At 69.5% G+C, this 20350-nt stretch carries 21 protein-coding genes and 1 tRNA gene; 16 read left to right on the forward strand and 6 right to left on the reverse strand.

What is annotated here, in order from left to right; all coding sequences use genetic code 11:
• The first annotated feature begins 35 nt into the window (after positions 1-35).
• From CSX12_RS08435 to CSX12_RS08455, 5 genes are all read left to right on the forward strand, one after another.
• Positions 36-521, forward strand: a complete 486-nt coding sequence (locus CSX12_RS08435) for a ribose-5-phosphate isomerase (RefSeq protein ID WP_124895501.1) — start codon at positions 36-38, stop codon at positions 519-521.
• A gap of 1 nt (position 522) precedes the next feature.
• Positions 523-1521 carry a DNA-formamidopyrimidine glycosylase family protein gene (locus tag CSX12_RS08440; protein WP_124895502.1) on the forward strand — a complete coding sequence of 333 codons (999 nt, stop codon included), beginning with the start codon at positions 523-525 and terminating at the stop codon, positions 1519-1521.
• 99 nt (positions 1522-1620) lie between these two features.
• Entirely contained in the window at positions 1621-3105 is a 1485-nt protein-coding gene (locus tag CSX12_RS08445; RefSeq protein ID WP_124895503.1) for a sodium:alanine symporter family protein, read from the forward strand.
• A gap of 38 nt (positions 3106-3143) precedes the next feature.
• Complete coding sequence (locus tag CSX12_RS08450; RefSeq protein WP_124895504.1) at positions 3144-3785, forward strand: FMN-binding negative transcriptional regulator; 642 nt, start codon at positions 3144-3146, stop codon at positions 3783-3785.
• A complete protein-coding gene (locus CSX12_RS08455; RefSeq protein ID WP_241160590.1) occupies positions 3782-5278 on the forward strand; it encodes an amidohydrolase family protein in 1497 nt (498 codons plus the stop codon). Before CSX12_RS08450 ends, CSX12_RS08455 begins: the two co-directional genes overlap by 4 nt.
• Before the next feature lie 80 nt (positions 5279-5358).
• Here CSX12_RS08455 and CSX12_RS08460 read toward each other — a convergent pair whose 3' ends face one another.
• The gene (locus CSX12_RS08460) at positions 5359-5844 is read right to left on the reverse strand and encodes a DNA starvation/stationary phase protection protein (protein ID WP_017202063.1); all 486 of its coding nucleotides are present in this window, start codon (positions 5842-5844) and stop codon (positions 5359-5361) included.
• Between the two features lie 130 nt (positions 5845-5974).
• On the opposite strand from CSX12_RS08460, the gene CSX12_RS08465 reads away from it, so the two are divergent.
• Entirely contained in the window at positions 5975-6511 is a 537-nt protein-coding gene (locus CSX12_RS08465; RefSeq protein WP_124895505.1) for a gamma carbonic anhydrase family protein, read from the forward strand.
• A 29-nt stretch (positions 6512-6540) separates the two neighbouring features.
• Positions 6541-6614 (forward strand) — tRNA-Ile (locus CSX12_RS08470).
• A 7-nt stretch (positions 6615-6621) separates the two neighbouring features.
• Here the strand turns inward: CSX12_RS08470 and CSX12_RS08475 are convergent.
• Complete coding sequence (locus CSX12_RS08475; protein WP_124895506.1) at positions 6622-7182, reverse strand: hypothetical protein; 561 nt, start codon at positions 7180-7182, stop codon at positions 6622-6624.
• Between the two features lie 355 nt (positions 7183-7537).
• Between CSX12_RS08475 and CSX12_RS08480 the strand changes: the two genes are divergently transcribed.
• Positions 7538-8056, forward strand: coding sequence for a hypothetical protein (locus CSX12_RS08480; RefSeq protein WP_124895507.1), 519 nt, complete (start codon positions 7538-7540; stop codon positions 8054-8056).
• A gap of 121 nt (positions 8057-8177) precedes the next feature.
• The gene (locus tag CSX12_RS08485) at positions 8178-8438 is read left to right on the forward strand and encodes a DUF6458 family protein (protein WP_017202067.1); all 261 of its coding nucleotides are present in this window, start codon (positions 8178-8180) and stop codon (positions 8436-8438) included.
• Between the two features lie 50 nt (positions 8439-8488).
• On the opposite strand, the gene CSX12_RS08490 is transcribed toward CSX12_RS08485, so the two are convergent.
• A complete protein-coding gene (locus tag CSX12_RS08490; RefSeq protein ID WP_017202068.1) occupies positions 8489-8803 on the reverse strand; it encodes a hypothetical protein in 315 nt (104 codons plus the stop codon).
• A 172-nt stretch (positions 8804-8975) separates the two neighbouring features.
• Positions 8976-9890, reverse strand: coding sequence for a helix-turn-helix domain-containing protein (locus CSX12_RS08495; protein ID WP_124895508.1), 915 nt, complete (start codon positions 9888-9890; stop codon positions 8976-8978).
• Between the two features lie 124 nt (positions 9891-10014).
• Here CSX12_RS08495 and CSX12_RS08500 point away from each other — a divergent pair, with 124 nt between their 5' ends.
• Positions 10015-10914 carry an alpha/beta hydrolase gene (locus CSX12_RS08500; RefSeq protein ID WP_026049704.1) on the forward strand — a complete coding sequence of 300 codons (900 nt, stop codon included), beginning with the start codon at positions 10015-10017 and terminating at the stop codon, positions 10912-10914.
• Here CSX12_RS08500 and CSX12_RS08505 read toward each other — a convergent pair.
• Complete coding sequence (locus CSX12_RS08505) at positions 10886-11359, reverse strand: Lrp/AsnC family transcriptional regulator (protein ID WP_017202071.1); 474 nt, start codon at positions 11357-11359, stop codon at positions 10886-10888. The genes CSX12_RS08500 and CSX12_RS08505 overlap by 29 nt on opposite strands.
• Before the next feature lie 171 nt (positions 11360-11530).
• Here CSX12_RS08505 and pdhA point away from each other — a divergent pair, with 171 nt between their 5' ends.
• The 3 genes from pdhA to CSX12_RS08520 are packed head-to-tail and all read left to right on the forward strand — an operon-like array spanning position 11531 to position 15014.
• Positions 11531-12646, forward strand: coding sequence for a pyruvate dehydrogenase (acetyl-transferring) E1 component subunit alpha (gene pdhA, locus CSX12_RS08510; protein ID WP_164479626.1), 1116 nt, complete (start codon positions 11531-11533; stop codon positions 12644-12646).
• Positions 12647-12648: 2 nt separating this feature from the next.
• The gene (locus CSX12_RS08515; protein WP_026049705.1) at positions 12649-13659 is read left to right on the forward strand and encodes an alpha-ketoacid dehydrogenase subunit beta; all 1011 of its coding nucleotides are present in this window, start codon (positions 12649-12651) and stop codon (positions 13657-13659) included.
• Entirely contained in the window at positions 13656-15014 is a 1359-nt protein-coding gene (locus CSX12_RS08520) for a dihydrolipoamide acetyltransferase family protein (protein ID WP_124895510.1), read from the forward strand. Before CSX12_RS08515 ends, CSX12_RS08520 begins: the two co-directional genes overlap by 4 nt.
• Here CSX12_RS08520 and CSX12_RS08525 read toward each other — a convergent pair.
• Positions 14959-15609 (reverse strand): TetR/AcrR family transcriptional regulator, encoded by a 651-nt coding sequence (locus CSX12_RS08525; protein WP_017202075.1) that lies wholly within the window; start codon positions 15607-15609, stop codon positions 14959-14961. The genes CSX12_RS08520 and CSX12_RS08525 overlap by 56 nt on opposite strands.
• Positions 15610-15720: 111 nt before the next feature.
• On the opposite strand from CSX12_RS08525, the gene CSX12_RS08530 reads away from it, so the two are divergent.
• The 3 genes from CSX12_RS08530 to CSX12_RS08540 are packed head-to-tail and all read left to right on the forward strand — an operon-like array spanning position 15721 to position 20347.
• Positions 15721-17274, forward strand: coding sequence for a carboxyl transferase domain-containing protein (locus CSX12_RS08530; protein WP_241160591.1), 1554 nt, complete (start codon positions 15721-15723; stop codon positions 17272-17274).
• Positions 17275-17279: 5 nt separating this feature from the next.
• Positions 17280-19196: a biotin carboxylase N-terminal domain-containing protein gene (locus CSX12_RS08535; protein WP_124895512.1), complete on the forward strand. Its 1917-nt coding sequence runs from the start codon at positions 17280-17282 to the stop codon at positions 19194-19196.
• The gene (locus tag CSX12_RS08540; protein ID WP_017202078.1) at positions 19193-20347 is read left to right on the forward strand and encodes an acyl-CoA dehydrogenase family protein; all 1155 of its coding nucleotides are present in this window, start codon (positions 19193-19195) and stop codon (positions 20345-20347) included. The genes CSX12_RS08535 and CSX12_RS08540 overlap by 4 nt, the downstream gene beginning before the upstream one ends.
• Positions 20348-20350: the final 3 nt, after the last annotated feature.

The following is a 20350-nucleotide window of genomic DNA, read 5'->3' on the forward strand; positions in this document are numbered from 1 at the left end:
GCCGCTGAGCACCCGCGACTTCTAGGATGGAAGCCATGCGCATCCACATCGCCACCGATCACGCCGGTCTCGACTTCTCCACGCAGCTGCAGGAGCACCTCCGCTCCGCTGGCCACGACGTCGTCGACCACGGGCCGGTGGAGTACGACGCGCTCGACGACTACCCGGCATTCTGCATCCGCGCGGCCCAGGCGGTCGTCGCCGACCAGGCTGCCGGTGTCGAGGCGCTCGGTGTCGTGTTCGGCGGCTCGGGCAACGGCGAGCAGATCGCCGCGAACAAGGTCGAGGGCGTCCGCGCCGCGCTGGTCTGGAATCTGTCGACGGCGGAGCTCGCGCGCGAGCACAACGACGCGAACGTGATCTCGATCGGCGCACGTCAGCACACCTTCGACGAGGTCACCGCATTCATCGACCGCTTCCTGCAGACGCCGTTCTCCGGCGAGGAGCGGCATGTGCGACGCATCCGACAGATCGCGGACTTCGAGCGCGACGGCTCGCTGCTCCCGGACCCCCGGGGCTGACATGCCCGAAGGCCATTCCGTCCACCGGATCGCTCGACAGTTCGATCGGAACTTCGTCGGCAAGGTGCTCAGCGCGTCGAGCCCGCAGGGTCGGTTCGCGGAGGGCGCGGCCGTCCTCGACGGACGCGAGGCGGTGAGCGTGCAGGCGGTCGGGAAGCAGATGTTCTTCGAGACCGAGGGCGACGTGTGGCTCCGCGTGCATCTCGGGCTGTACGGGGCCTGGGACTTCGCGGGCGAGATCCTGGTGGACCCCACGATCGCCTCGTCCAACGGGCGCATGGGGCAGACGAATCAGCGCGGGACTGTCCTCGATGAGCCGATCCTCGACGATGCCGGCGAGAATTCCCTGGCCTCGATCGGGGCGCCGCGGCGCACGCGAGTGCACGTGCGCATGTCGGAGCAGACCAAGGGTCTCGCCGACGAGGGCGCGGAGTGGCCGCCGCCCGTCGTCGGACAGGTCCGCCTCCGCCTGATGACCGACATCACGGCTGCCGATCTCCGCGGCCCGACCGCGTGCGTGCTGCAGACGCCGGAGGAGATGCTGGCCACGATCGCGAAGCTCGGGCCGGATCCGCTCGTGGGCGACCCGGTCGAGAACGAGGAGCGTTTCGTCCGCGCGGTCACGAAGAAGTCGACCCCGATCGCGCTCCTGCTGATGGACCAGAGCGTCGTGAGCGGGATCGGGAACGTTTACCGCGCCGAGATGCTCTTCCGCCAGCGTCTGAACCCGCACACTCCGGGCCGGGACGTGCCGGAGGATGTCGCCCGCGCCCTCTGGCACGACTGGGTGCGCCTGCTCGCTGTCGGGGTGGAGACCGGGCAGATGATGACCATGGACGGGCTCACCGGCGACGACTACCGTGCGGCCATGGCCAACCGCGACGACCGGCACTGGGTGTACCACCGGGCCGGCCTGCCGTGTCGCGTCTGCGGGACCGAGATCGCCCTCGAGGAGATCGGCGCCCGCAAGCTCTACTGGTGCCCGCGCTGCCAGGCCTGAGTGCGCGTCTCCCCGACACGCCCGTCGACGCGCGCCGCGAGCCGCGGTTCCTGTGAATATGGTGACAGCGTTTCCGCGCCGTCACCGACAGGAGCCGATATGGATCTCACCGCCCTCCAGTCCGTCCTCGAGAGCATCAGCGGGTTCATCTGGGGCCCGTTCTTCTTGATACCGCTGCTCCTCGGGACAGGGCTGTACCTGACGATCCGCCTGGGCGGTCTGCAGTTCGTGCGCCTCGGGTCCGCACTGCGGCTCGGGCTGCTCACGCGCAAGGACCCCGGGGCTGACGGGGACATCTCCCAGTTCCAGGCGCTGACGACAGCGCTGGCGGCGACTGTGGGAACCGGCAACATCGTCGGCGTCGCCACCGCGATCGGCATCGGTGGTCCTGGAGCGCTCTTCTGGATGTGGGTCACCGGGCTGCTCGGCATGGCGTCCAAGTACTCCGAAGCCTTCCTCGGAGTGCGCTTCCGCAAGACCGACGACGCGGGAGAGAAGTCCGGCGGCCCCCAGTACTACCTCGAACGGGGCATCCGCGGCCCGTTCGGCAAGGTGCTGGCGCTCTCCTTCGCCGTGTTCGCCGTGATCGCCTGCTTCGGCATCGGCAACATGACACAGGGCAACTCGATCGCCCAGAACCTCGAAGCGAGCTTCGACGTGCCGACCTGGGGCACGGGCATCGTCCTCACCGCGTTCGCGATGATCGTCCTGGTCGGCGGCATCAAGTCGATCGGTCGTGTCACGGCCGGTCTCGTGCCGATCATGATCATCTTCTACGTCCTCGGCGCGCTGTACATCCTCATCGCGAACGTCGGCGCGCTGCCCGCCGCTTTCGCGCAGATCTTCTCCGAGGCGTTCACGGGAACGAGCGCGGTCGGAGGGTTCGCCGGCTCCGCCATCATCGTCGCCGTGCAGTTCGGCGTCGCCCGCGGCATCTTCTCCAACGAGTCCGGCATGGGTTCCGCGGCGATCGCGGCCGCGGCGGCGAAGACCAGCCACCCCGTGCGCCAGGGGCTCGTATCGATGACCCAGACGTTCATCGACACGATCATCGTCGTCAGCTGCACCGGCCTGGTCATCATCTCCACCGGCACCTGGAAGGAGATCGATCCGGAGACGGGTGAGCAGCTGAGTCCGGCTCTGATGACGGGGGCGGCGTTCTCTCACGGGCTGCCGGGCGACTGGGGCCACATCATCGTGACCCTGGGACTGGTGATGTTCGCGGGCTCCACGATCCTGGGATGGTCGTACTACGGGGAACGGAACATCGAGCGTCTCATCGGCCGACGCGCCGTGATGCCGTTCCGGATCATCTTCTCGCTCGTGGTCTTCATCGGCTGCACCGTGCAGCTGGGCGTCGTCTGGGCGTTCTCGGACGCCATGAACGGCCTGATGGCCCTCCCGAACCTGATCGGGCTTCTGATCCTGTCCGGGCTCGTGGCGAGAGAGACGAAGAAGTATCTGGACAACGATCCGAAGCTCCGTGCCGACCGCGACCAGATCGAGTCGTTCATGGCCGGCACCCCCGGGTGGGAGGAATGGAAGACGCAGGCCGTCCCTGTGGTCGGGCGTCGCGGCGACTGACGCGAGATGAGCGTCGTACGCGGCCCTAGGCTGGTCATATGCGACAGAATCCCAGCTTCACGCTGGCGGATGTGACCGAGATGCGCCACGTGATCGACGCGAATCCCTGGGCGACGATCATGAGCGCGGGCGACGACGGACTCGTCGCCTCGCACTACGCGGTGCTGCTCGACGCGGCGAGAGACGACCTCACGATCGTCGGACACGTGGGGCGACCGGACGACCTCATCCACGGCATGGCGGAGCGCGAGATGCTGGTCGTGTTCCAGGGGCCGCACGGGTACGTCTCGCCGGGCTGGTACGGCCACGCGGCGGCCGTGCCGACCTGGAACTACACCGCCGTCCACCTCTCCGGCGTGCCGGAGATCCTGTCCACCGAGGAGAATCTCGCCGTGCTGGACCGCCTCGTCGAGCGGTTCGAATCCCGGTTGCCCGACCCTCGCCTGATGTGGGAGCGGCCGAATGACGAGGCCTTCGTCCGTCGGCTCGAAGCCGGCACGGTCGGCTTCCGGCTGACGCCCACGCGCGTGGTGGGCAAGCGGAAGCTCAGTCAGAACAAGCCGGCGGAGACGATCGAGACGGTGATCGCCGCGCTCGACGCCGAAGGGCCGTACCGCAACCCTGCCCTGGCCGGAGAGATGCGGCGCGCTCAGGAAGCGCGCGGGGGAGTGCGGCAGTGACCGGACGTGGCGACAGCATCGACATGGTGCGGGCGGTGCGGGTGACTGGGCCCGGGCGCGAATTCCTGCTCGACGACGAGCCGGTCGACCTGTATCTGGCGGAAGGCCGCATCGTCGACATCGCACCGACGGGGGCGCTGCCGGCGCGCGGCCGGGTCCTCGACGGCGACGGCACGTGGGCGGTTCCCGGGCTCTGGGACAACCACGTCCACACCGTGCAATGGGCGCTGGCTGCGGAACGGGAGCCGCTCGGCGCCGTGACGTCGGCGGCGGAGGCGGCGCGCACGATGTCGAGCGCCGGGCTCCTCCCCGACGGACGCCGCGTGGGCAGCGGTTTCCGCGACGCCTTCTGGGGTGATGTGCCGAGCCTGCCCCTGCTGGACGACGCCACCGGTGCCGTGCCCACCTATCTCATCAACGCCGATGTGCACAGCGTCTGGCTGAACTCCGCGGCACTGGCGCGGGAGTGCTTCCGCAGCCCGGACGGCATGCTGCGCGAAGAGGACGCCTTCGAGATCTCTCGCCGCTTGAACGCGGTCGACCCCGAACACGGTGATCGCGCGGTGCGGCGCGCGGGGGAGCAGGCTGCCACACGGGGGATCACCGGTCTCGTCGACTTCGACATGGCTTGGAACGCGGATGCCTGGCCGCGGCGGGTCGCCGATGGATTCGCGGCGCACCGCGTGGAGTTCGCCGTGTATCCGTTCGACCTGGAGCGAGCGATCGCGGCGGGCCTGCGCACCGGACAGGCGCACGATTACACGGATGCGCCGTCGGAGGGCCGCGGACTCGTGCACACGGGATCACTCAAGGTGATCTCCGACGGCTCGCTGGGAACCAGGACGGCGGCCTGCTTCCACGCCTACCCCGGCGATCCGGCCAACTTCGGAGTGCTCACGGTGCCGCCGGAGGAGTTGACGGCGCTGATGACGACGGCGACCGGCGCAGGACTGGCGGTGGCGGTCCACGCGATCGGTGACCGGGCGCTCACTTCCGCGCTCGACGCGTTCACCACGACAGGCGCCGTCGGCTCCATCGAGCATGCCCAGCTCGTGCGGCACGCCGATCTTCCGCGCTTCCGTCGGCTCGGCCTGATCGCGAGCGTGCAGCCCCAGCACGCTCTGGACGATCGGGATCTCGTGGCCCGTCAATGGCCGGCCCAGACCGCCGTCGCCTATCCGCTGGCTTCGCTCCGTGACGCGGGCGCACAGCTCCGCTTCGGCTCCGACGCTCCCGTGGCCGACCTCGACCCGTGGCAGGCCATCTCGGCGGCGGTGACGCGGACGGACGACGCTCGCGAGCCCTGGCACCCGGAGGAGCGGCTCTCGGTGGATGAAGCGATCGAGGCGAGCGTGCGCTCAGCGATCCGGCCGGGAGAACCCGCCGACCTGGTGCTCTGCGGAGCCGACCCGCGCACCGCCGGCGGGTCGGAGCTGCGCTCGATGCCCGTCGTCGCCACACTCCTGGCGGGGCGGATCACCCACCTCTCGTGAGCCCCCTGACCTGCCGGTGAGATGCCGAAGGGGCGGTCCCCGGCGAACCGGGGACCGCCCCTTCGGGCTCGGACGGGATGTCAGGCGGCGATGTGCGAGACCAGGAACCAGCGGTCCTTCTCGAGCCCGCGCTGGATCTCGATCGCGACGTCCTGGCTGGTCAGGTCGACCTCGTCGAGTCCGTCGACGGCAGCCTTCACATCGACGAGGATCGCGTCGATGTCGGAGATCACGGCGCGGATGAGTTCGTCTGACTGCGCGAAGCCGGCTGCCACGGCGGTCGAACCGGCCTTCTCGGCGACGGCGGAGACGCGGGCGTCGATCGGCAGACCCAGCGCGACGATACGCTCAGCCGCGGTGTCGGCGAAGTCGCCGGCGTGCGCGACGATCGTGTCGAGAAGCTCGTGGACGCCGATGAAGTTCGCTCCGCGGACGTGCCAGTGGGCCTGCTTGCCGTTCACGGTCAGAGCCTGGAGGCCGAGCACGACGGGGGAGAGGAACTGGGCCGCGCCTGCGGCGACGGTCGGGTCGATGGCGGTGGTGGAAACGGTCTGTGCCTTGCTCATCTGGTGCTCCTCCGGGTCGGATTCTCGTATCTGATGAAGACAACGCTACTCACGCTGAGACATTCCGCAAGCAAGCTGAGGCTCGGCTCACTTCCGCGTGTTTCCGCGGTGATGAGGGTAGTCTCGCCTCATGCGTATCGCCTCCGGGGCCTCCGTCCTCGCTCTGCCCGACCGCGTGCCGACGATCGACGAGGCCGCGTTCATCGCGGACGGAGCACGGATCGTCGGAGACGTCTCGCTCGCTGCGGGATCCAGCGTCTGGTACAACGCAGTGCTCCGCGGGGATTCGGCCTCGATCGTGATCGGCCCCGATTCGAACGTGCAGGACAACGTGTCTCTCCACGTCGACGCGGGCCATCCCGTCGTCGTCGGTGCGAAGGTGTCGATCGGGCACAATGCCGTCGTCCACGGCTGCACAATCGGCGACGGCACACTGGTCGGCATGGGCTCCGTCATCCTCAGCGGTGCCGTCATCGGCTCCGGGTGTCTCATCGCCGGCGGTGCCGTCGTGCTGGGTGGGACCGAGATCCCGCCCGGCTCCCTCGTCGCCGGCGTACCGGCCTCGGTCCGCCGACCGCTCACGGAAGAAGAACGCGCGGGCCTGATCGCGAACGCCGACATCTACCTCGAGCACGTCAGGACGCATGCCGCGACGACTCCCGTCTGAGCCCTCGGCCACTAGGCTGGAGCGCGTACGGGGCGGTGGCCAAGCTGGTTAAGGCAGTGGGCTCATAACCCAACGATCGCGGGTTCAAGTCCCGCCCGCCCTACTGCCTCCTATCGAGCGGCGCCGTAGTACTCGACGGTCGGGTTGGGGAGTCCGTCTCCGGTCCCTCGCCAGATTCCCCAGAATGTGACGGCGACGCTCTCGCCGGCCGCGAGGGGACCGCTCCAGAACAGCTTCTCATCGGACTCACGAACATCGGGACCGGGGTCCGGGTCCTCGCGGATGCCCCAGCGGCCGCTTGTCGATCGGATCGGAAAGGACGTGTAGGCGTCGTCCCGGACGCTGCCCAGCCGGATGACGAACAGGGCGTTCGGCGCGTCGATGCGGCTGTTGTTCGCCAACACCATCCGGAAGAGCGTCCATTGGCCGGGAGAGGGATCGGCGGCCGCCCCGTCCCAGGCTTCGTCGAAAGCGGGACAGCCCGCCGACGCACCCGGCACGCACCCGGATGCCATGTCCCAGGCGTAGTGGAAGGTGGGACACGCCGCAGCTGCGCCCGACACGCATGGGGGAGCCGGCGTCGGGTCGGACGCGGCCGGTGGCTGAGCCGCAAGAACGGGGGTCGCGGCGAGAAGCCCCGCGGCCAGGCTGGTCAGAATCGTCGTGTGCATCGCGTCCCTTTCCTCAGGCGTCCCTGTCCTGTCGAACAGGGAGGAGCGTGACAGCACGCTTGCACGAGCGCGGGAAGCCCAGAAGGACGTCAGCGAGCTTCGTAGCGGGATGCTGGAATGTGATCGCCCACGGAGCGCGCTCGTGCGCTGCGCGTAATCGAAACACCTCCGAGGCGTCACCTCACTGTGAGGGTCATCCTCTCCTCACCCCCGGTGCGCGGCACCGGGCGCCGGGCGGGGTGGCGCCTCACCTCCGGCCACCGTCCCGGCGGACGGGGACCGCTCGTGCTCCTCGGAACGGCACGGTCGGTCCCCGTCGACCGCACGGCGGAGGTGAAGACAGAAGGGCACCACCGTGAACAAGACGACTTCGATCCGCCGACGTGCGCTCAACGGAGGGGTGGCCGCCGCACTCGCCCTGGGCGCTGTCGCAAGCGGGAGCGCGGCCAGTGCGAGCACGGTGACCTCTGGCGATGCGTCGGACACCGTCGTGCGAAGCGGGGGCTCCGGTGCTGTCGTGCAGGCGCTGAATCCGGCATGCCTCTCGTTCCAGTACACCTTCAACTCGCGTCCCACCGATCCGCGTCCTGGCGACGTCGTCACCTACCGGATGGAGTTCGTCAACAACGGCAGCGTCGACTCCACCAAGAGCGAGATGGTGTTCGGCCTCGGCGGGGTGCTCGACGATTCCAGCTGGGACACGGCGAGCCTCGGCGCGACCGTCGGAGGCGCCACGGCGTCCCGGGACACCGTCACCTGGAGGGGACCGCTGGCCTCCGGCGAGAGGGTCGTTATCGCGTTCACCGGGATCTGGCACGGCGATGGCGACGGACTCGCCTTCCCTCGGGTCGAGTCCTACGGCTACACCCGCTGACGCATCGGCACAGGCGAAGACACGAGACGAGACTGCGGTCTCGTGTCAAGCCCCTCCCCGTGTCCGTCTGCGCCCGCCATCCTGCGAGAGGCGCGGCATTGCGCCGCAGACAGGAGGCAACATGAGCATCGGCAGCGGAATCGCACTCTTCGTGATCGGAGCGATCCTCGTCTTCGCGGTGAACGTCGATGTGCCGTGGGTGAACCTCGACATGGTCGGCTACATCCTGATGGGCGCAGGCGTGATCATCTTCCTGATCGGCATCGTGCTGCTGGCACGCCGCCGCCGGACGGAGAGCGTCTCCCGGACCTACGTCGACCCGGCGACGGGTGAGCCGACCACGCGCCGCTCGGTCAGCTCCAGCGGCGACGACACGCTGTGACCCACCGCGGATGACGGGGTGGGAGGGCTTCTGCCCTCCCACCCCGTTCGTCACTCGACAGGTGCCTCGAGATGCTCCTCGACGAGGGTGATGCCCCCGCTCGAGTTCGCGGAGTGGGCGAGTTCCTCGATCCACCGGCGGCTCAGTTCGGGCGTCTCCGGCTCCTGGAAGACGAAACGCAGCGGAATCGACGGGTGCAGCCACAGCGTGGAGCGTCCGGGCGCGTCGCCGTCAGGGTGCCGCCATGACAGCGTGAAGCTCTCGTTCCGACGCAGCTTCGTCGCGATGACGACCTTGAGATGGGCGAGAGCGCGATCCTCGATCTGGATCGGAGTCTGCGCGTCGCCGTAGTAGAGACTGCCCATCAGCGGGCCGGTCCTTCGACGATGTGCGGGGCACGGAACATGGAACTCCTCGACGGGGATTCGCCGACCGGTATACGCGGACGGGGTATTTCGAACTCTAGCCAATAAATCGCCCCACGCAGGGCATGCACGGCGACCCGCCGTCGGACGCGAACAGAATCTTCGTTCGCTGTCACACCTCCGCGACCCGCGGTGCGGCGCCGTATGCCTGGCGATACGCCGCGGTGAAGCGCGAGGAGTTGCTGAAACCCCACCGGCGGGCGACCGCGCTGACGGAGGGACCGACGCCTTGGCGGAGTTCCCGGTGTGCGCCGGCGAGGCGGGCTCGGCGCAGCGCCTCGGCAGGGGTGATGTCGAGGGCTCGACGGAACGCGTACTGGAGACCCCGGGTCGAGATGAACGCAGCCGCTGCGACGTCGTCGATCGTGATGGCCAGGTGGGCGTTCTCATCGATGAAAGCGAGCGCGCGTCGGACCGTCGATGGCGCTGCGCCTCGCTGGACAGGCCGCGTCGATGTCTCGCCGAACGTCGTGGGGAACGCCGAGAGCGTCATCATCAGGGCATGCCGCTCCAGTTCGGCGATGAGGAGGGGTTCCGCCTGCGCATCCTCCATGGCGCTCTCGATGTAGGCGAACGCGCGCTCCCAACTGCGTGCGGCGTCGGCCGAGTGCGGTGAGAGTCCCGTCGTGCGCAGCTCCAGGCGATCGTCGCCGGTCAGCAGCCGGGCGCTCTGCTGCGCCGCACGGCGGTCGAAGACGAAGGCGCGCACGCGGGCGGCGCGATCCCACTTCGCCTCGATCAGGGCGCCATCGGATATCCACGGGCGACCGGCGTCGAGAGACCGGCCGCGCGACCACACGCGCGCGTCAGCGGCATCGACACGGCAGACGAGGATCTGGTCCACCGGTTCCGCCCTCGAATGGACCTGAGCGGCGAGGCGGTAGTTCACGAGCGAACCGCTCACGAGCTCCTCCGAGTGCCAGTCGAATCGGAAGCGACGCGGATCGGCGTCCTGCAGGGAGGAGGACGGCACGAACTGCTGCCAGGTGGCCTCGACCTGTGCCAGATCCGTGGACGTGAACCGCATGCTGCTCCTCGTGACGTCGCTCCCGAGAGCGATTCCGAGTGTAACCACGGCGGCTGGGAACGTCTCCCACGATAGGGCCGACCGCCGACACGCCTGGTGGCCGCGAGGCTCGTAGACTCGGAGCATGACCGTGCCATCTCCCTATGCAGAGCGACTCGGAAGACTGCCGGTCACGCGACACGAGGTCGCTGTGCGAGGGGGCACCACCGCGTACTGGGTCTACGGCCCGGAGGACGCGGAGACGACCGTCATCGCGGTGCACGGTTTCCGCGGGGAGCACCATGGCCTCGAGCCTGTTCTGGCGTTCCTGCCGGAGGTGCGTGTGATCGCCCCCGATCTCCCCGGATTCGGCGAATCCGCCCCGCTGCCGGGGCGCCGTCATGATCTCGACGAGTACGCCGGGTGGCTCAGGGACTTCGCCGCGACCGTGGCGCCGGGAGCCGTCGTGCTCGGTCACTCCTTCGGCTCGATCGTCGCCTCCGCTGCGGTCGCGAAGGGATTGTCCACCCCTCGTCTGATCCTGCTCAACCCGATCGGCGCTCCCGCTCTCGAGGGGCCGAAGGGCGTGATGACCCGTCTGGCCGTGCTGTACTACGCGCTCGGCGCGCGCCTTCCGGAGAAGCTCGGCACCGCATTGCTGCGCAACCGCATCATCGTCCGGGTCATGAGCATCACGATGGCGAAGACGGGGGATCCCGTGCTCCGTCGCTTCATCCACGACCAGCACGACACCTATTTCTCCCGGTTCTCCGATCGAGACGTGCTGAGGGACGCCTTCGTCGCGAGCGTCTCACACGATGTGCGTGAGTTCGCTCCGGCTATCCAGGCGCCCACCCTGCTCGTGGCGGCCGAGCGCGACGACATCACGCCGATCGAGGCCGAGCGTACGCTCGCGACGCTGTTTCCGGACGCGTCCCTGGTGGAGATCGCGCACGTCGGTCACCTGATCCACTACGAGACTCCGGCTGAGGCGGCCGGAGCCATTCGGCGCTTCCTCAGGATTCCCGTCGCGCGAGGCCGATGAGGCCGGCGACCCGGAACGGGATGACCTCGCCCATCGCGAGCGAGGTCTCGGTGCGCTCCACGCCTTCGATCGACAGGATGCGCGCATCGGTGTCGAAGAGGTGCCGTGCGTCACGGCACGCCACCCGCGCGAGCAGATCGATGGATCCGCTCAGGCCGTGCGCCTGGACGACCTCGGGGATCCTCGCGAGCTCGTTGATGATGCGTGGAAGCTCGGTCTGCCGCACACCGATGCTCACGAACGCCTGCAGCGGGAACCCGAGCACCTCCGGCGCGAAGGATCGCTCGTAGGACAGGAAGATCCCGCTCTGCTCCAGACGGGCCATGCGCGCCTGGATCGTGTTCCGTGACAGTCCGAGGCTCTCGGCCAGCGCGACCACGGTGATGCGCGGATCATCGGCGAGAGCGGCGAGAAGCTCGAGATCGGTGCGGTCCAGTCCAGGCATAGTGCCAAACCCTAGCAGGTGGGGTTGCCGCAGAATTGAGCAACATGCTCAGAGGCCATGCAATTGCTTGAGCGAGGTGTTGAGCAGACGTACGCTCAGAGCGTGCCGGTGATGACGCCGGCGTCAAAGAGTGGCCCTCACGAGGGGCTGCTCGGGACGAGGAGGACGATGATGTCGCCGCAGATCACCCCCATCGCAGACACCGCGCAGGATCTGGAGCTCTCCGAGCGCATCCTGGCTCCGGACGGCAGTCGCGTCCCGAATCCCCGGCTCGACCCGTTCGTCGCCGACGTCGATGACGCCCAGCTGCGCTCGCTGCTCCGCGACATGATCATCCTGCGTCGCATCGACGCCGAGGGCGTCGCTCTCCAGCGGCAGGGGCAGCTCGGGCTGTGGGCGCCGTGCCAGGGGCAGGAGGCCACGCAGATCGGCACGGCACGGGCGCTCTCGCCGCAGGACTTCGTCTTCCCCAGCTACCGGGAGACCGGCGTCATTTACTCCCGCGGCGCGCAGCCCGCCGACTACGTGCGGATGTGGCGCGGCGAGGAGGGCGCCTCCTACGATCCGGCCGTGCTCGGGATGGCACCGCTGCAGATCATCATCGGCGCACAGACGCTCCACGCCGTGGGGTATGCGCTCGGCATCCAGCACGACGGGACCGACGAGGTCGCCGTCACGTACTTCGGAGACGGCGCGACCAGCCAGGGGGACGTCAACGAGGCCATGATCTTCGCGTCCTCGTACCAGGCGCCCGTCGTGTTCGTATGCCAGAACAACCACTGGGCGATCTCGGAGCCGGTGACCGTCCAGTCCCAGTACCCGATCGCCGGCCGCGCCCCCGGATTCGGGATCCCGAGCGTCCGCGTCGACGGAAACGACGTGCTCGCCTGCATGGCGGCCATGCGATGGGCCCTCGACCACGCGCGATCCGGCAAGGGGCCCGCGTACATCGAGGCGGTCACGTACCGGATGGGTCCGCACACGACGGCGGATGACCCGACGCGCTACCGTGACGAGGCCGAGCTCGCGTCCTGGCGTCGCCGCGATCCGATCACCCGGCTGGAGGCGCACCTCCGTGCCGCGGGGGAGCTGAGCGATGACGACGTCGCCGAGACGCAGGCGGCCGCTGATGCGGTCGCGAAGGAGATGCGCGCGGCGTGCCTCGGCATGGTCACCCGCCCCGCACTGGCCGTGTTCGACGGCGTGTATGCGGAGCCGCACGCGGGACTCGACCGTCAGCGCGCGGAGTACGCCGCGTACCTCGCCACATTCGAGAGCGGGGTGTGAGCATGACCGAGATGACTCTCGGAAAGGCGCTCGGCGCCGGGCTCCGCCGTGCGATGCAGGACGATGACAAGGTGGTCCTGCTGGGGGAGGACATCGGCCGGCTCGGCGGCGTCTTCCGCATCACCGACGGACTCCTCGACGAGTTCGGCGCCGCACGCGTGATCGACACTCCGCTCGCGGAGTCCGGGATCGTGGGCACGGCGGTGGGTCTGGCCTTCCGCGGCTACCGCCCGGTCGTCGAGATCCAGTTCGACGGCTTCGTCTATCCGGCGTTCGACCAGATCGTCGCGCAGGTCGCGAAGCTCCACTACCGCACGCAGGGACGGGTGAAGATGCCCCTCACCATCCGGATCCCGTGGGCGGGTGGGATCGGTGCCGCCGAGCATCACTCGGAATCGCCGGAGGCCTACTTCGTGCACACCGCGGGCCTTCGCGTCGTCGCGGTCTCCAACCCGCAGGACGCGTACCGGAGTCTGCGGCAGGCGATCGCGTCCGACGACCCGGTGATCTTCTTCGAGCCGAAGCGCCTCTACCACCACAAGGGGGAGGTCGAACTGGACGCGCCGCTCGCCGATGCCCCGCCGATGGGACTCGCCCGGGTGGTGCGCGCCGGCACCGACGCGACCCTCATCACATACGGCGCCATGGTGTCGACCGCGCTCCAGGCTGCGGAGGCCGCGGAAGACGAGGGCATCTCGCTCGAGGTGATCGATCTGCGGTCGCTGTCCCCGGTCGACTACGACTCCGTCGCCGCCTCCGTGCGCAAGACGGGGCGTGTGGTCGTCGCCCATGAAGCGTCGAGGGAAGCCGGTGTCGCCGCCGAGGTGATCGCCAGCATCACGGAACGCTGCTTCGAATACCTCGAGTCCGCGCCGCTGCGCGTGACGGGTCACGACGTCCCCTACCCGCCGGCGAAGCTCGAGAAGTATCACCTGCCTGACCTGGATCGACTGCTCGACGCGGTGGACCGGGTGCTGGACCGACCGAACAGCCTGACGGGAGCGGACGCATGATCGCAGAGTTCCGTCTGCCAGACCTGGGAGAGGGCCTCACCGAGGCCGAAGTGGTGCAGTGGCTCGTCGCCCCGGGTGACGCCGTGACCTTGAACCAGACCCTCGCCGAGGTCGAGACCGCCAAGGCGGTGGTGGAGCTGCCATCGCCCTATGCAGGCACCGTCTCGACGCTGCACGCCGACGCGGGGGAGACCGTCGCGGTGGGCGCTCCGCTCATCGCCTTCGACGTGCAGGGCGACGAGGATGCGCCGGACTCCGAAGGTTCCGCGGAGAAAGCTCAGCCGAACCTCGTCGGCTACGGTGCCGCCCCCGCGACGTCCGGCCGTCCCGCGCGACGAGCTCGTCGTGTCGGCGCGGCGGCGGCACCGGTCGACACCGCCGTGCTCGAAGCGGCTCCGCACGACGCCTCGCCGTCCCCTGCCGTCGAGGCCGTGATCGAGCGGCCCCGATCGACGCCGCCCGTCCGCGCTCACGCCAAGCGCCTGGGTGTCGACCTCGTCCTGGTGGCCGCCGAGGCCGGAGACCGCGTGATCACCCGCGGCGACGTGGATGCGTATGCGGAGCGGGTCGGTGCCGCGACGGCACCGCGGACGGACGTCGGATCGCCACATGCTCCCGCGGCGCCGGGGACGGCGGCCGGCCTCGACCGGGCGGAGCGCGAGACGCGCATCCCGATCCGCGGCGTGCGCAAGCACACGGCGGCGGCGATGGTGCAGAGCGCGTTCACCGCACCGCATGTGACGGTCTTCCACACGGTCGACGTCACCGCGACGATGGAGATGATCGCTCGCTTCCGCGGCGACAAGGCACTCGCGGCACACCGCATCGGACCGCTCGCGGTGGTGGCGAAGGCGGTCTGCCTCGCCCTCGGCCGCGCGCCGGGACTCAACTCCCGATGGGACGAGGCCGCGGGCGAGATCGTGCAGTACCACTTCGTGGACCTCGGGATCGCCGCCGCGACCGATCGGGGGCTGATCGTGCCGATGATCCGGGATGCGGAGCGGATGACGCTGCCGCAGTTGGCCGATGCGATCACCGCGCTCGCGGAGACCGCACGCGCAGGCCGGACCTCGCCTGCGGAGCTGGCCGGAGGGACCTTCTCGATCTCGAACATCGGCGTGTTCGGCGTCGATGCCGGCACCCCCATCCTCCCGCCCGGTCAGTCCGGGATCCTCGCGGTCGGAGCGGTGCGGCGACAGCCGTGGGAGTTCCGGGGCGAGATCGCCCTGCGCGAGATCATGACGCTCAGTCTCTCGTTCGACCACCGGCTGGTCGACGGCGCGGAAGGCGCGGCCTTCCTCACGTCGGTCGCGGGCCTCCTGGAGGATCCGGGTCGGGCGATGCTCCTCGCGTAGCTGCGCGCAGCGCCGCCTCCGCCATCGCGATCAGGACGCTCGCGGTGGCGGAGTGTCGCCGCGCGGTCGCGCGGGTGCTGTGCGGAGTCGAGTTGATCAGTCCGAAGCAGGCCTGGACCCGGAGCCGCAGGGCGTCCCTGTCGTCGGCGAGGGTCTCGTCGAGAGCGGCGAGGGCGTCCATCCACAGTTCGATGTACGCGCGCTGCAGACGACGCACCTCGGCTCGATCGCTGTCCGACAGGTAGGCGACGTCACGGTCCTGCACCTGGATGACCTCGGCATTGCCGAGCGCGAAGTCGACGTGGAAGCGGATCAGTCCGTGCATGCGCTTCTCGGGTTCGGACACGTCGGTGCCGACCTCGTCGCCGCCGCGCAGCAGGTCCTGGCTGACCTTGATCAGCACGGCGCCGAGCAGGGCCTGCTTCCCCGCGAAGTGCCGGTACACCGCGGGTCCGGACACGCCGACCGCTGCACCGATCTCCTCGAGGCTCACCCCGCTGTAGCCCCGGGCGGCGAAGAGACGTGCAGCCGCGTGCAGAAGGGCGTCGGAGCGCTCCGCCTTCGCGCGATCCCGTGCGGTGACCGGGGTTGTCATCTCAGTTAATCCTCGCTAACCTGAAGCATCGGGTTAGTGAACACTAACCGAAAGTGCATGCACCGCGCCAGGCCCTCGGCCGCGCGGACGTGGGTCGAGGAGGACATCACGATGCCCGCTACCCAGGAGTCCCTGGCGCAGGAGCTGCGCGACCGTCTCGCCGTCGCCGCCAGGGGAGGCCCGGAATCGTCGCGCGAGCGGCATGTCGCTCGGGGCAAGATGCTTCCCCGCGACCGCGTCGCACGCCTGCTCGACGAGGGCAGCCCGTTCCTCGAAGTGGCGCCGCTCGCGGCCCACGGGCTGTATGGGGGAGAGGCTCCCGGAGCCGGCGTCATCGCCGGGATCGGACTGGTCCACGGCCGACACGTCATGGTCGTGTGCAACGACGCGACCGTGAAGGGCGGGACGTACTTCCCCCTCACGGTCAAGAAGCACCTGCGGGCGCAGGAGATCGCGTTGGAGAACCGCCTGCCGTGCCTCTACCTCGTCGACTCCGGCGGAGCCTTCCTGCCCAGACAGGACGAGGTGTTCCCCGACCGCGAGCACTTCGGACGCATCTTCTTCAACCAGGCCCGGATGTCGGCGGCCGGCATCCCGCAGCTTGCCGCGGTGCTCGGTTCCTGCACGGCAGGCGGCGCCTACGTACCGGCGATGAGCGACGAGACGATCATCGTCCGCGGGCAGGGCACGATCTTCCTCGGCGGCCCACCGCTGGTCAAGGCCGCGATCGGCGAGGTCGTCACGGCCGAAGAGCTCGGCGGTGGAGAACTCCACGCCCGCCGCAGCGGCGTCGTCGATCACCTCGCGGAGGACGACGAGCACGCGCTCGAGATCCTCCGCGACATCGTGGCCACCCTCCCGCCGCCCGTCGCACCCGCGTGGGACGTGGCGGAGAGCCGTGCCCCGTCCGAGCAGGGCTCGCTGTACGACGTCGTGCCCGTGGACGTCAACGCCGCCTATGACGTGCACGAGGTCATCGAGCGACTGATCGACGCCGACACCTTCCTCGAGTTCAAGCCCGAGTACGGCACCACACTGGTGACCGGGTTCGCGCGACTGCACGGGCATCCGATCGGCGTGATCGCCAACAACGGCGTCCTTTTCAGCGAATCGGCCCTGAAGGGCGCGCACTTCATCGAACTGTGCGACCAGCGCGGCATCCCCCTGCTCTTCCTGCAGAACATCACCGGGTTCATGGTCGGCTCCGACGCGGAGGCCGGCGGCATCGCGAAGGACGGCGCGAAGATGGTCACGGCCGTCGCCAGCACGCGCGTTCCCAAGCTCACCGTCATCATCGGCGGGTCGTTCGGCGCCGGGAACTACTCGATGTGCGGGCGGGCGTACTCACCGAGGTTCCTGTGGAGCTGGCCGGCCAGCCGGATCTCCGTGATGGGCGGCCCTCAGGCGGCCTCGGTGCTCGCCACGGTCAAGGAGGACCAGCTCGTCGGGCGCGGAGAGAGCTGGAGCGACGAGCAGCGTGCGGCCTTCGAGGCCCCGATCCGCGAGCAGTACGAGCAGCAGGGCGAGCCGTACTACGCCACCGCGCGGCTGTGGGACGACGGCATCGTCGATCCCGCGCAGACCCGCGACCTGCTGGGTCTCGCCCTCGACGTGGTCGCCCGCAGCCCCCTGCCCGAGCCGCGCTTCGGCCTCTTCCGGATGTGAGTGCGATGTCTTCCTCCCGAGCTGTCTCCTTCCACACCGTGCTCGTCGCCAATCGCGGCGAGATCGCCCGGCGCGTCATCCGCACGCTGCGGGCGCTCGGCATCCGCAGCATTGCGGTCTACAGCGATGCCGACGCCGCGGCACCCCACGTGCTCGAAGCCGATGTCGCCGTCCGGATCGGGCCGGCGCCCGCAGCCGAGTCCTACCTCGACATCGATGCGGTGATCGCGGCCGCCCGCCGTACCGGTGCGCAGGCGATCCACCCCGGCTACGGCTTCCTGTCCGAGAGCGTCGGACTGGCGGAGGCGTGCGCGGAGAGCGGCATCGTCTTCGTCGGGCCCTCGGTCGAGGCGCTCCAGATCATGGGCGACAAGGCGCGCGCCCGGGAGCACGTCCTGCGGTACGGCGTCCCGGTCGTGCCCGGCTTCGACGCGAAGGGCCTTTCCGACCTGGAGATCGCCGAAGAAGCGGAGCGGGTGGGCTACCCCCTTCTGGTCAAGCCCAGCGCCGGCGGCGGCGGGAAGGGCATGGAGGTCGTCTCCGATGCCGGAGGACTCGCATCCGCACTCGCCTCGGCTCGCCGTGTTGCTTCGGCGGCGTTCGGGGACGACTCCCTGATCCTGGAAAGACTGATCCGTCGCCCGCGCCACATCGAGGTGCAGGTCTTCGGCGACGCGACCGGGAAGGTGGTGGCTCTCGGCGAGCGCGAGTGCACCCTGCAACGTCGGCATCAGAAGGTCATGGAGGAGGCGCCGTCCGCCGGGATCCCGATGCCGACCAGAGAGCGGCTGCTCTCCGCCGCGGTGCTGGCGGCCGAGAGCGTCGCGTACGTCGGGGCGGGGACCGTCGAGTTCCTGATCGACGCCGACGCGCCCGACGACGTCTTCTTCATCGAGATGAACACCCGGCTCCAGGTCGAGCATCCCGTGACGGAGGAGGTCACCGGCCTCGATCTCGTCGCGCTGCAGCTGCGAGCGGCGGACGGGCGTGCGCTCGACATCGACGTGCACGTGCACGGCCACGCGGTGGAGGCCCGCGTGTACGCCGAGTCGCCGGAGCGCGGCTTCCTTCCGTCCACCGGCTCGGTGCTCCTGTTCGAGGCGCCCCCGGGAGTGCGGGTGGACGCGGCCATCGAGACCGGCAGCGATGTGACGGGGTTCTACGATCCGATGATCGCGAAGGTGATCGCCTTCGCCAAGGATCGCGAGACCGCACTGGCGCGGCTGGACGAGGCGCTGTCCCGCACGGTCGTGCTGGGCGTCGAGACGAACATCGCGTTCCTGCGCACGCTGTGCCGCAACCCGCGTGTCATCGCCGGCGATCTGGACACCGGTCTCATCGAGTCCCTGCTCCCGATCGAGCCGCAGGCACCGTCGCGCGCGCAGGTCGCCGCCGCGGCCGCCGCGAGCCGGACGGAGGCTCCGATCCGGACGAGTCCGCTGTGGCGGGATCTGCCGGGTTGGCGGCTGGGCGCGGATCATGCGGAGCGCGCTCCGTTCGCGGTGCTCACCGACTCCGAGGAGCTCGTGGAGTACGACGGCGCGGCGGGCGCTCTGCCGCAGGGCGTCCGTGCGGCCGTGGACGCGGACCGTGCGGTCTGGGTGGCGGAAGAGGGGCGGACGGTGCGCCTGCGCCCCCTCGACAGGCGCGCCCGGCTGCGTCGCCGTCTCGCCGACGGCGACGCCGGATCGGCAGCCACGGAGCCGGAGGGACGAGCCCCCATGCCCGGGAGCGTCGTGGCGGTGCATGTGACGGACGGAGCGGAGGTCTCAGCCGGAGCCCCGCTCGTCTCGATCGAGGCGATGAAGATGGAGCATCAGGTGCTCGCGCCGCACGACGGCGTGGTGCGGCTGCTGGTCGCGGTGGGCGATCAGGTGCGGCGCGATCAGCCGGTCGCCCGCGTGACGACGGAGGAGAGATGAGCATGGAAGACCTGTCCGAGGAGGAGCGCGAGCTCGCCGCGATGGTGCGGGATTTCGCCGACACCGTGGTCGCGCCGCAGTCCTATGAGGCTGATAGGACGCACACCCTGTCCATGGACGTCGTCTCGCAGATGGGGGATCTGGGGCTGTTCGGGCTCCCGTTCCCCGAGGAGTACGGCGGGCAGGGCGGCGACTACATGGCGCTCGGCATCGCGATCGAGGCCCTCGGCCGCGTCGACCAGTCCATCGCCATCACGCTCGAGGCGGGCGTGAGCCTCGGCGCCATGCCGATCCACCGTTTCGGCAGCGACGCACAGCGTCAGGAGCTGCTTCCCGACCTGCTGGCCGGACGCGCACTCGCAGGATTCGGGCTCACCGAACCCGAAGCAGGCAGTGACGCCGGCGCCACCAGGACCACGGCCCGGCTCGACGGCGACGAGTGGGTGATCGACGGATCCAAGCAGTTCATCACCAACTCGGGGACGCCGATCACCCGCTTCGTCACCGTCACCGCCGTGACCGGGAGCGAGAACGGTCGCAAGGAGATCTCGACGATCATCGTCCCGAACGGCACGCCGGGGTTCACCGTCGAGGCGCCCTACGACAAAGTCGGCTGGAACGCGTCGGACACGCATCCGCTGACCTTCGACGGCGCGCGGGTGCCGGCGGCGAACCTGGTGGGCGAGCGGGGGAGCGGCTTCCGCAACTTCCTCAGCATCCTGGACGAGGGCCGGATCGCCATCGCGGCGCTCTCCACCGGGGCCGCGGAAGGATGCCTGGAGGCGGCCGTCGACTATGCGAAGAGCCGCACGATCTTCGGCAGTGCGCTCAGCACGCGGCAGAACGCCCAGTTCACGCTCGCCCGGATGCGAGCACGTGTGCACACGGCCCGGCTGGCCTGGCACCACGCCGCTCGTCTGCGCGATGCCGGGAAGCCGTTCGCGGAGGCGGCGGCGATCGCCAAGCTCGTCGCCGGAGAGGCCGCGATGGACAACGCGCGGGATGCGACGCAGATCTTCGGCGGGAACGGCTTCATGAACGAGTTCCCGGTCGCCCGCCACTACCGTGACTCGAAGATCCTCGAGATCGGCGAGGGCACCACCGAGGTGCAGCTGCTCGTGATCGCCCGGGGTCTCGGACTGGCCGGGTAGCGT

This window comes from Microbacterium sp. Y-01 (assembly GCF_003856715.1).
GTDB classification, from domain to species: domain Bacteria; phylum Actinomycetota; class Actinomycetes; order Actinomycetales; family Microbacteriaceae; genus Microbacterium; species Microbacterium algeriense.

Excerpts from the sequence above, each read along its gene's own strand:
- pdhA (WP_164479626.1), top strand. The coding sequence starts at position 11,531 with ATGTCGCCGCAGATCACCCCCATCGCAGACACCGCGCAGGATCTGGAG.
- CSX12_RS08540 (WP_017202078.1), top strand. The coding sequence starts at position 19,193 with ATGAGCATGGAAGACCTGTCCGAGGAGGAGCGCGAGCTCGCCGCGATG.
- CSX12_RS08515 (WP_026049705.1), top strand. The coding sequence starts at position 12,649 with ATGACCGAGATGACTCTCGGAAAGGCGCTCGGCGCCGGGCTCCGCCGT.
- CSX12_RS08440 (WP_124895502.1), top strand. The coding sequence starts at position 523 with ATGCCCGAAGGCCATTCCGTCCACCGGATCGCTCGACAGTTCGATCGG.
- CSX12_RS08535 (WP_124895512.1), top strand. The coding sequence starts at position 17,280 with ATGTCTTCCTCCCGAGCTGTCTCCTTCCACACCGTGCTCGTCGCCAAT.
- CSX12_RS08495 (WP_124895508.1), bottom strand. The coding sequence starts at position 9,890 with ATGCGGTTCACGTCCACGGATCTGGCACAGGTCGAGGCCACCTGGCAG.
- CSX12_RS08490 (WP_017202068.1), bottom strand. The coding sequence starts at position 8,803 with ATGGGCAGTCTCTACTACGGCGACGCGCAGACTCCGATCCAGATCGAG.
- CSX12_RS08450 (WP_124895504.1), top strand. The coding sequence starts at position 3,144 with ATGCGACAGAATCCCAGCTTCACGCTGGCGGATGTGACCGAGATGCGC.
- CSX12_RS08525 (WP_017202075.1), bottom strand. The coding sequence starts at position 15,609 with ATGACAACCCCGGTCACCGCACGGGATCGCGCGAAGGCGGAGCGCTCC.
- CSX12_RS08485 (WP_017202067.1), top strand. The coding sequence starts at position 8,178 with ATGAGCATCGGCAGCGGAATCGCACTCTTCGTGATCGGAGCGATCCTC.
- CSX12_RS08460 (WP_017202063.1), bottom strand. The coding sequence starts at position 5,844 with ATGAGCAAGGCACAGACCGTTTCCACCACCGCCATCGACCCGACCGTC.
- CSX12_RS08475 (WP_124895506.1), bottom strand. The coding sequence starts at position 7,182 with ATGCACACGACGATTCTGACCAGCCTGGCCGCGGGGCTTCTCGCCGCG.
- CSX12_RS08520 (WP_124895510.1), top strand. The coding sequence starts at position 13,656 with ATGATCGCAGAGTTCCGTCTGCCAGACCTGGGAGAGGGCCTCACCGAG.
- CSX12_RS08465 (WP_124895505.1), top strand. The coding sequence starts at position 5,975 with ATGCGTATCGCCTCCGGGGCCTCCGTCCTCGCTCTGCCCGACCGCGTG.
- CSX12_RS08500 (WP_026049704.1), top strand. The coding sequence starts at position 10,015 with ATGACCGTGCCATCTCCCTATGCAGAGCGACTCGGAAGACTGCCGGTC.
- CSX12_RS08530 (WP_241160591.1), top strand. The coding sequence starts at position 15,721 with ATGCCCGCTACCCAGGAGTCCCTGGCGCAGGAGCTGCGCGACCGTCTC.
- CSX12_RS08445 (WP_124895503.1), top strand. The coding sequence starts at position 1,621 with ATGGATCTCACCGCCCTCCAGTCCGTCCTCGAGAGCATCAGCGGGTTC.
- CSX12_RS08505 (WP_017202071.1), bottom strand. The coding sequence starts at position 11,359 with ATGCCTGGACTGGACCGCACCGATCTCGAGCTTCTCGCCGCTCTCGCC.
- CSX12_RS08435 (WP_124895501.1), top strand. The coding sequence starts at position 36 with ATGCGCATCCACATCGCCACCGATCACGCCGGTCTCGACTTCTCCACG.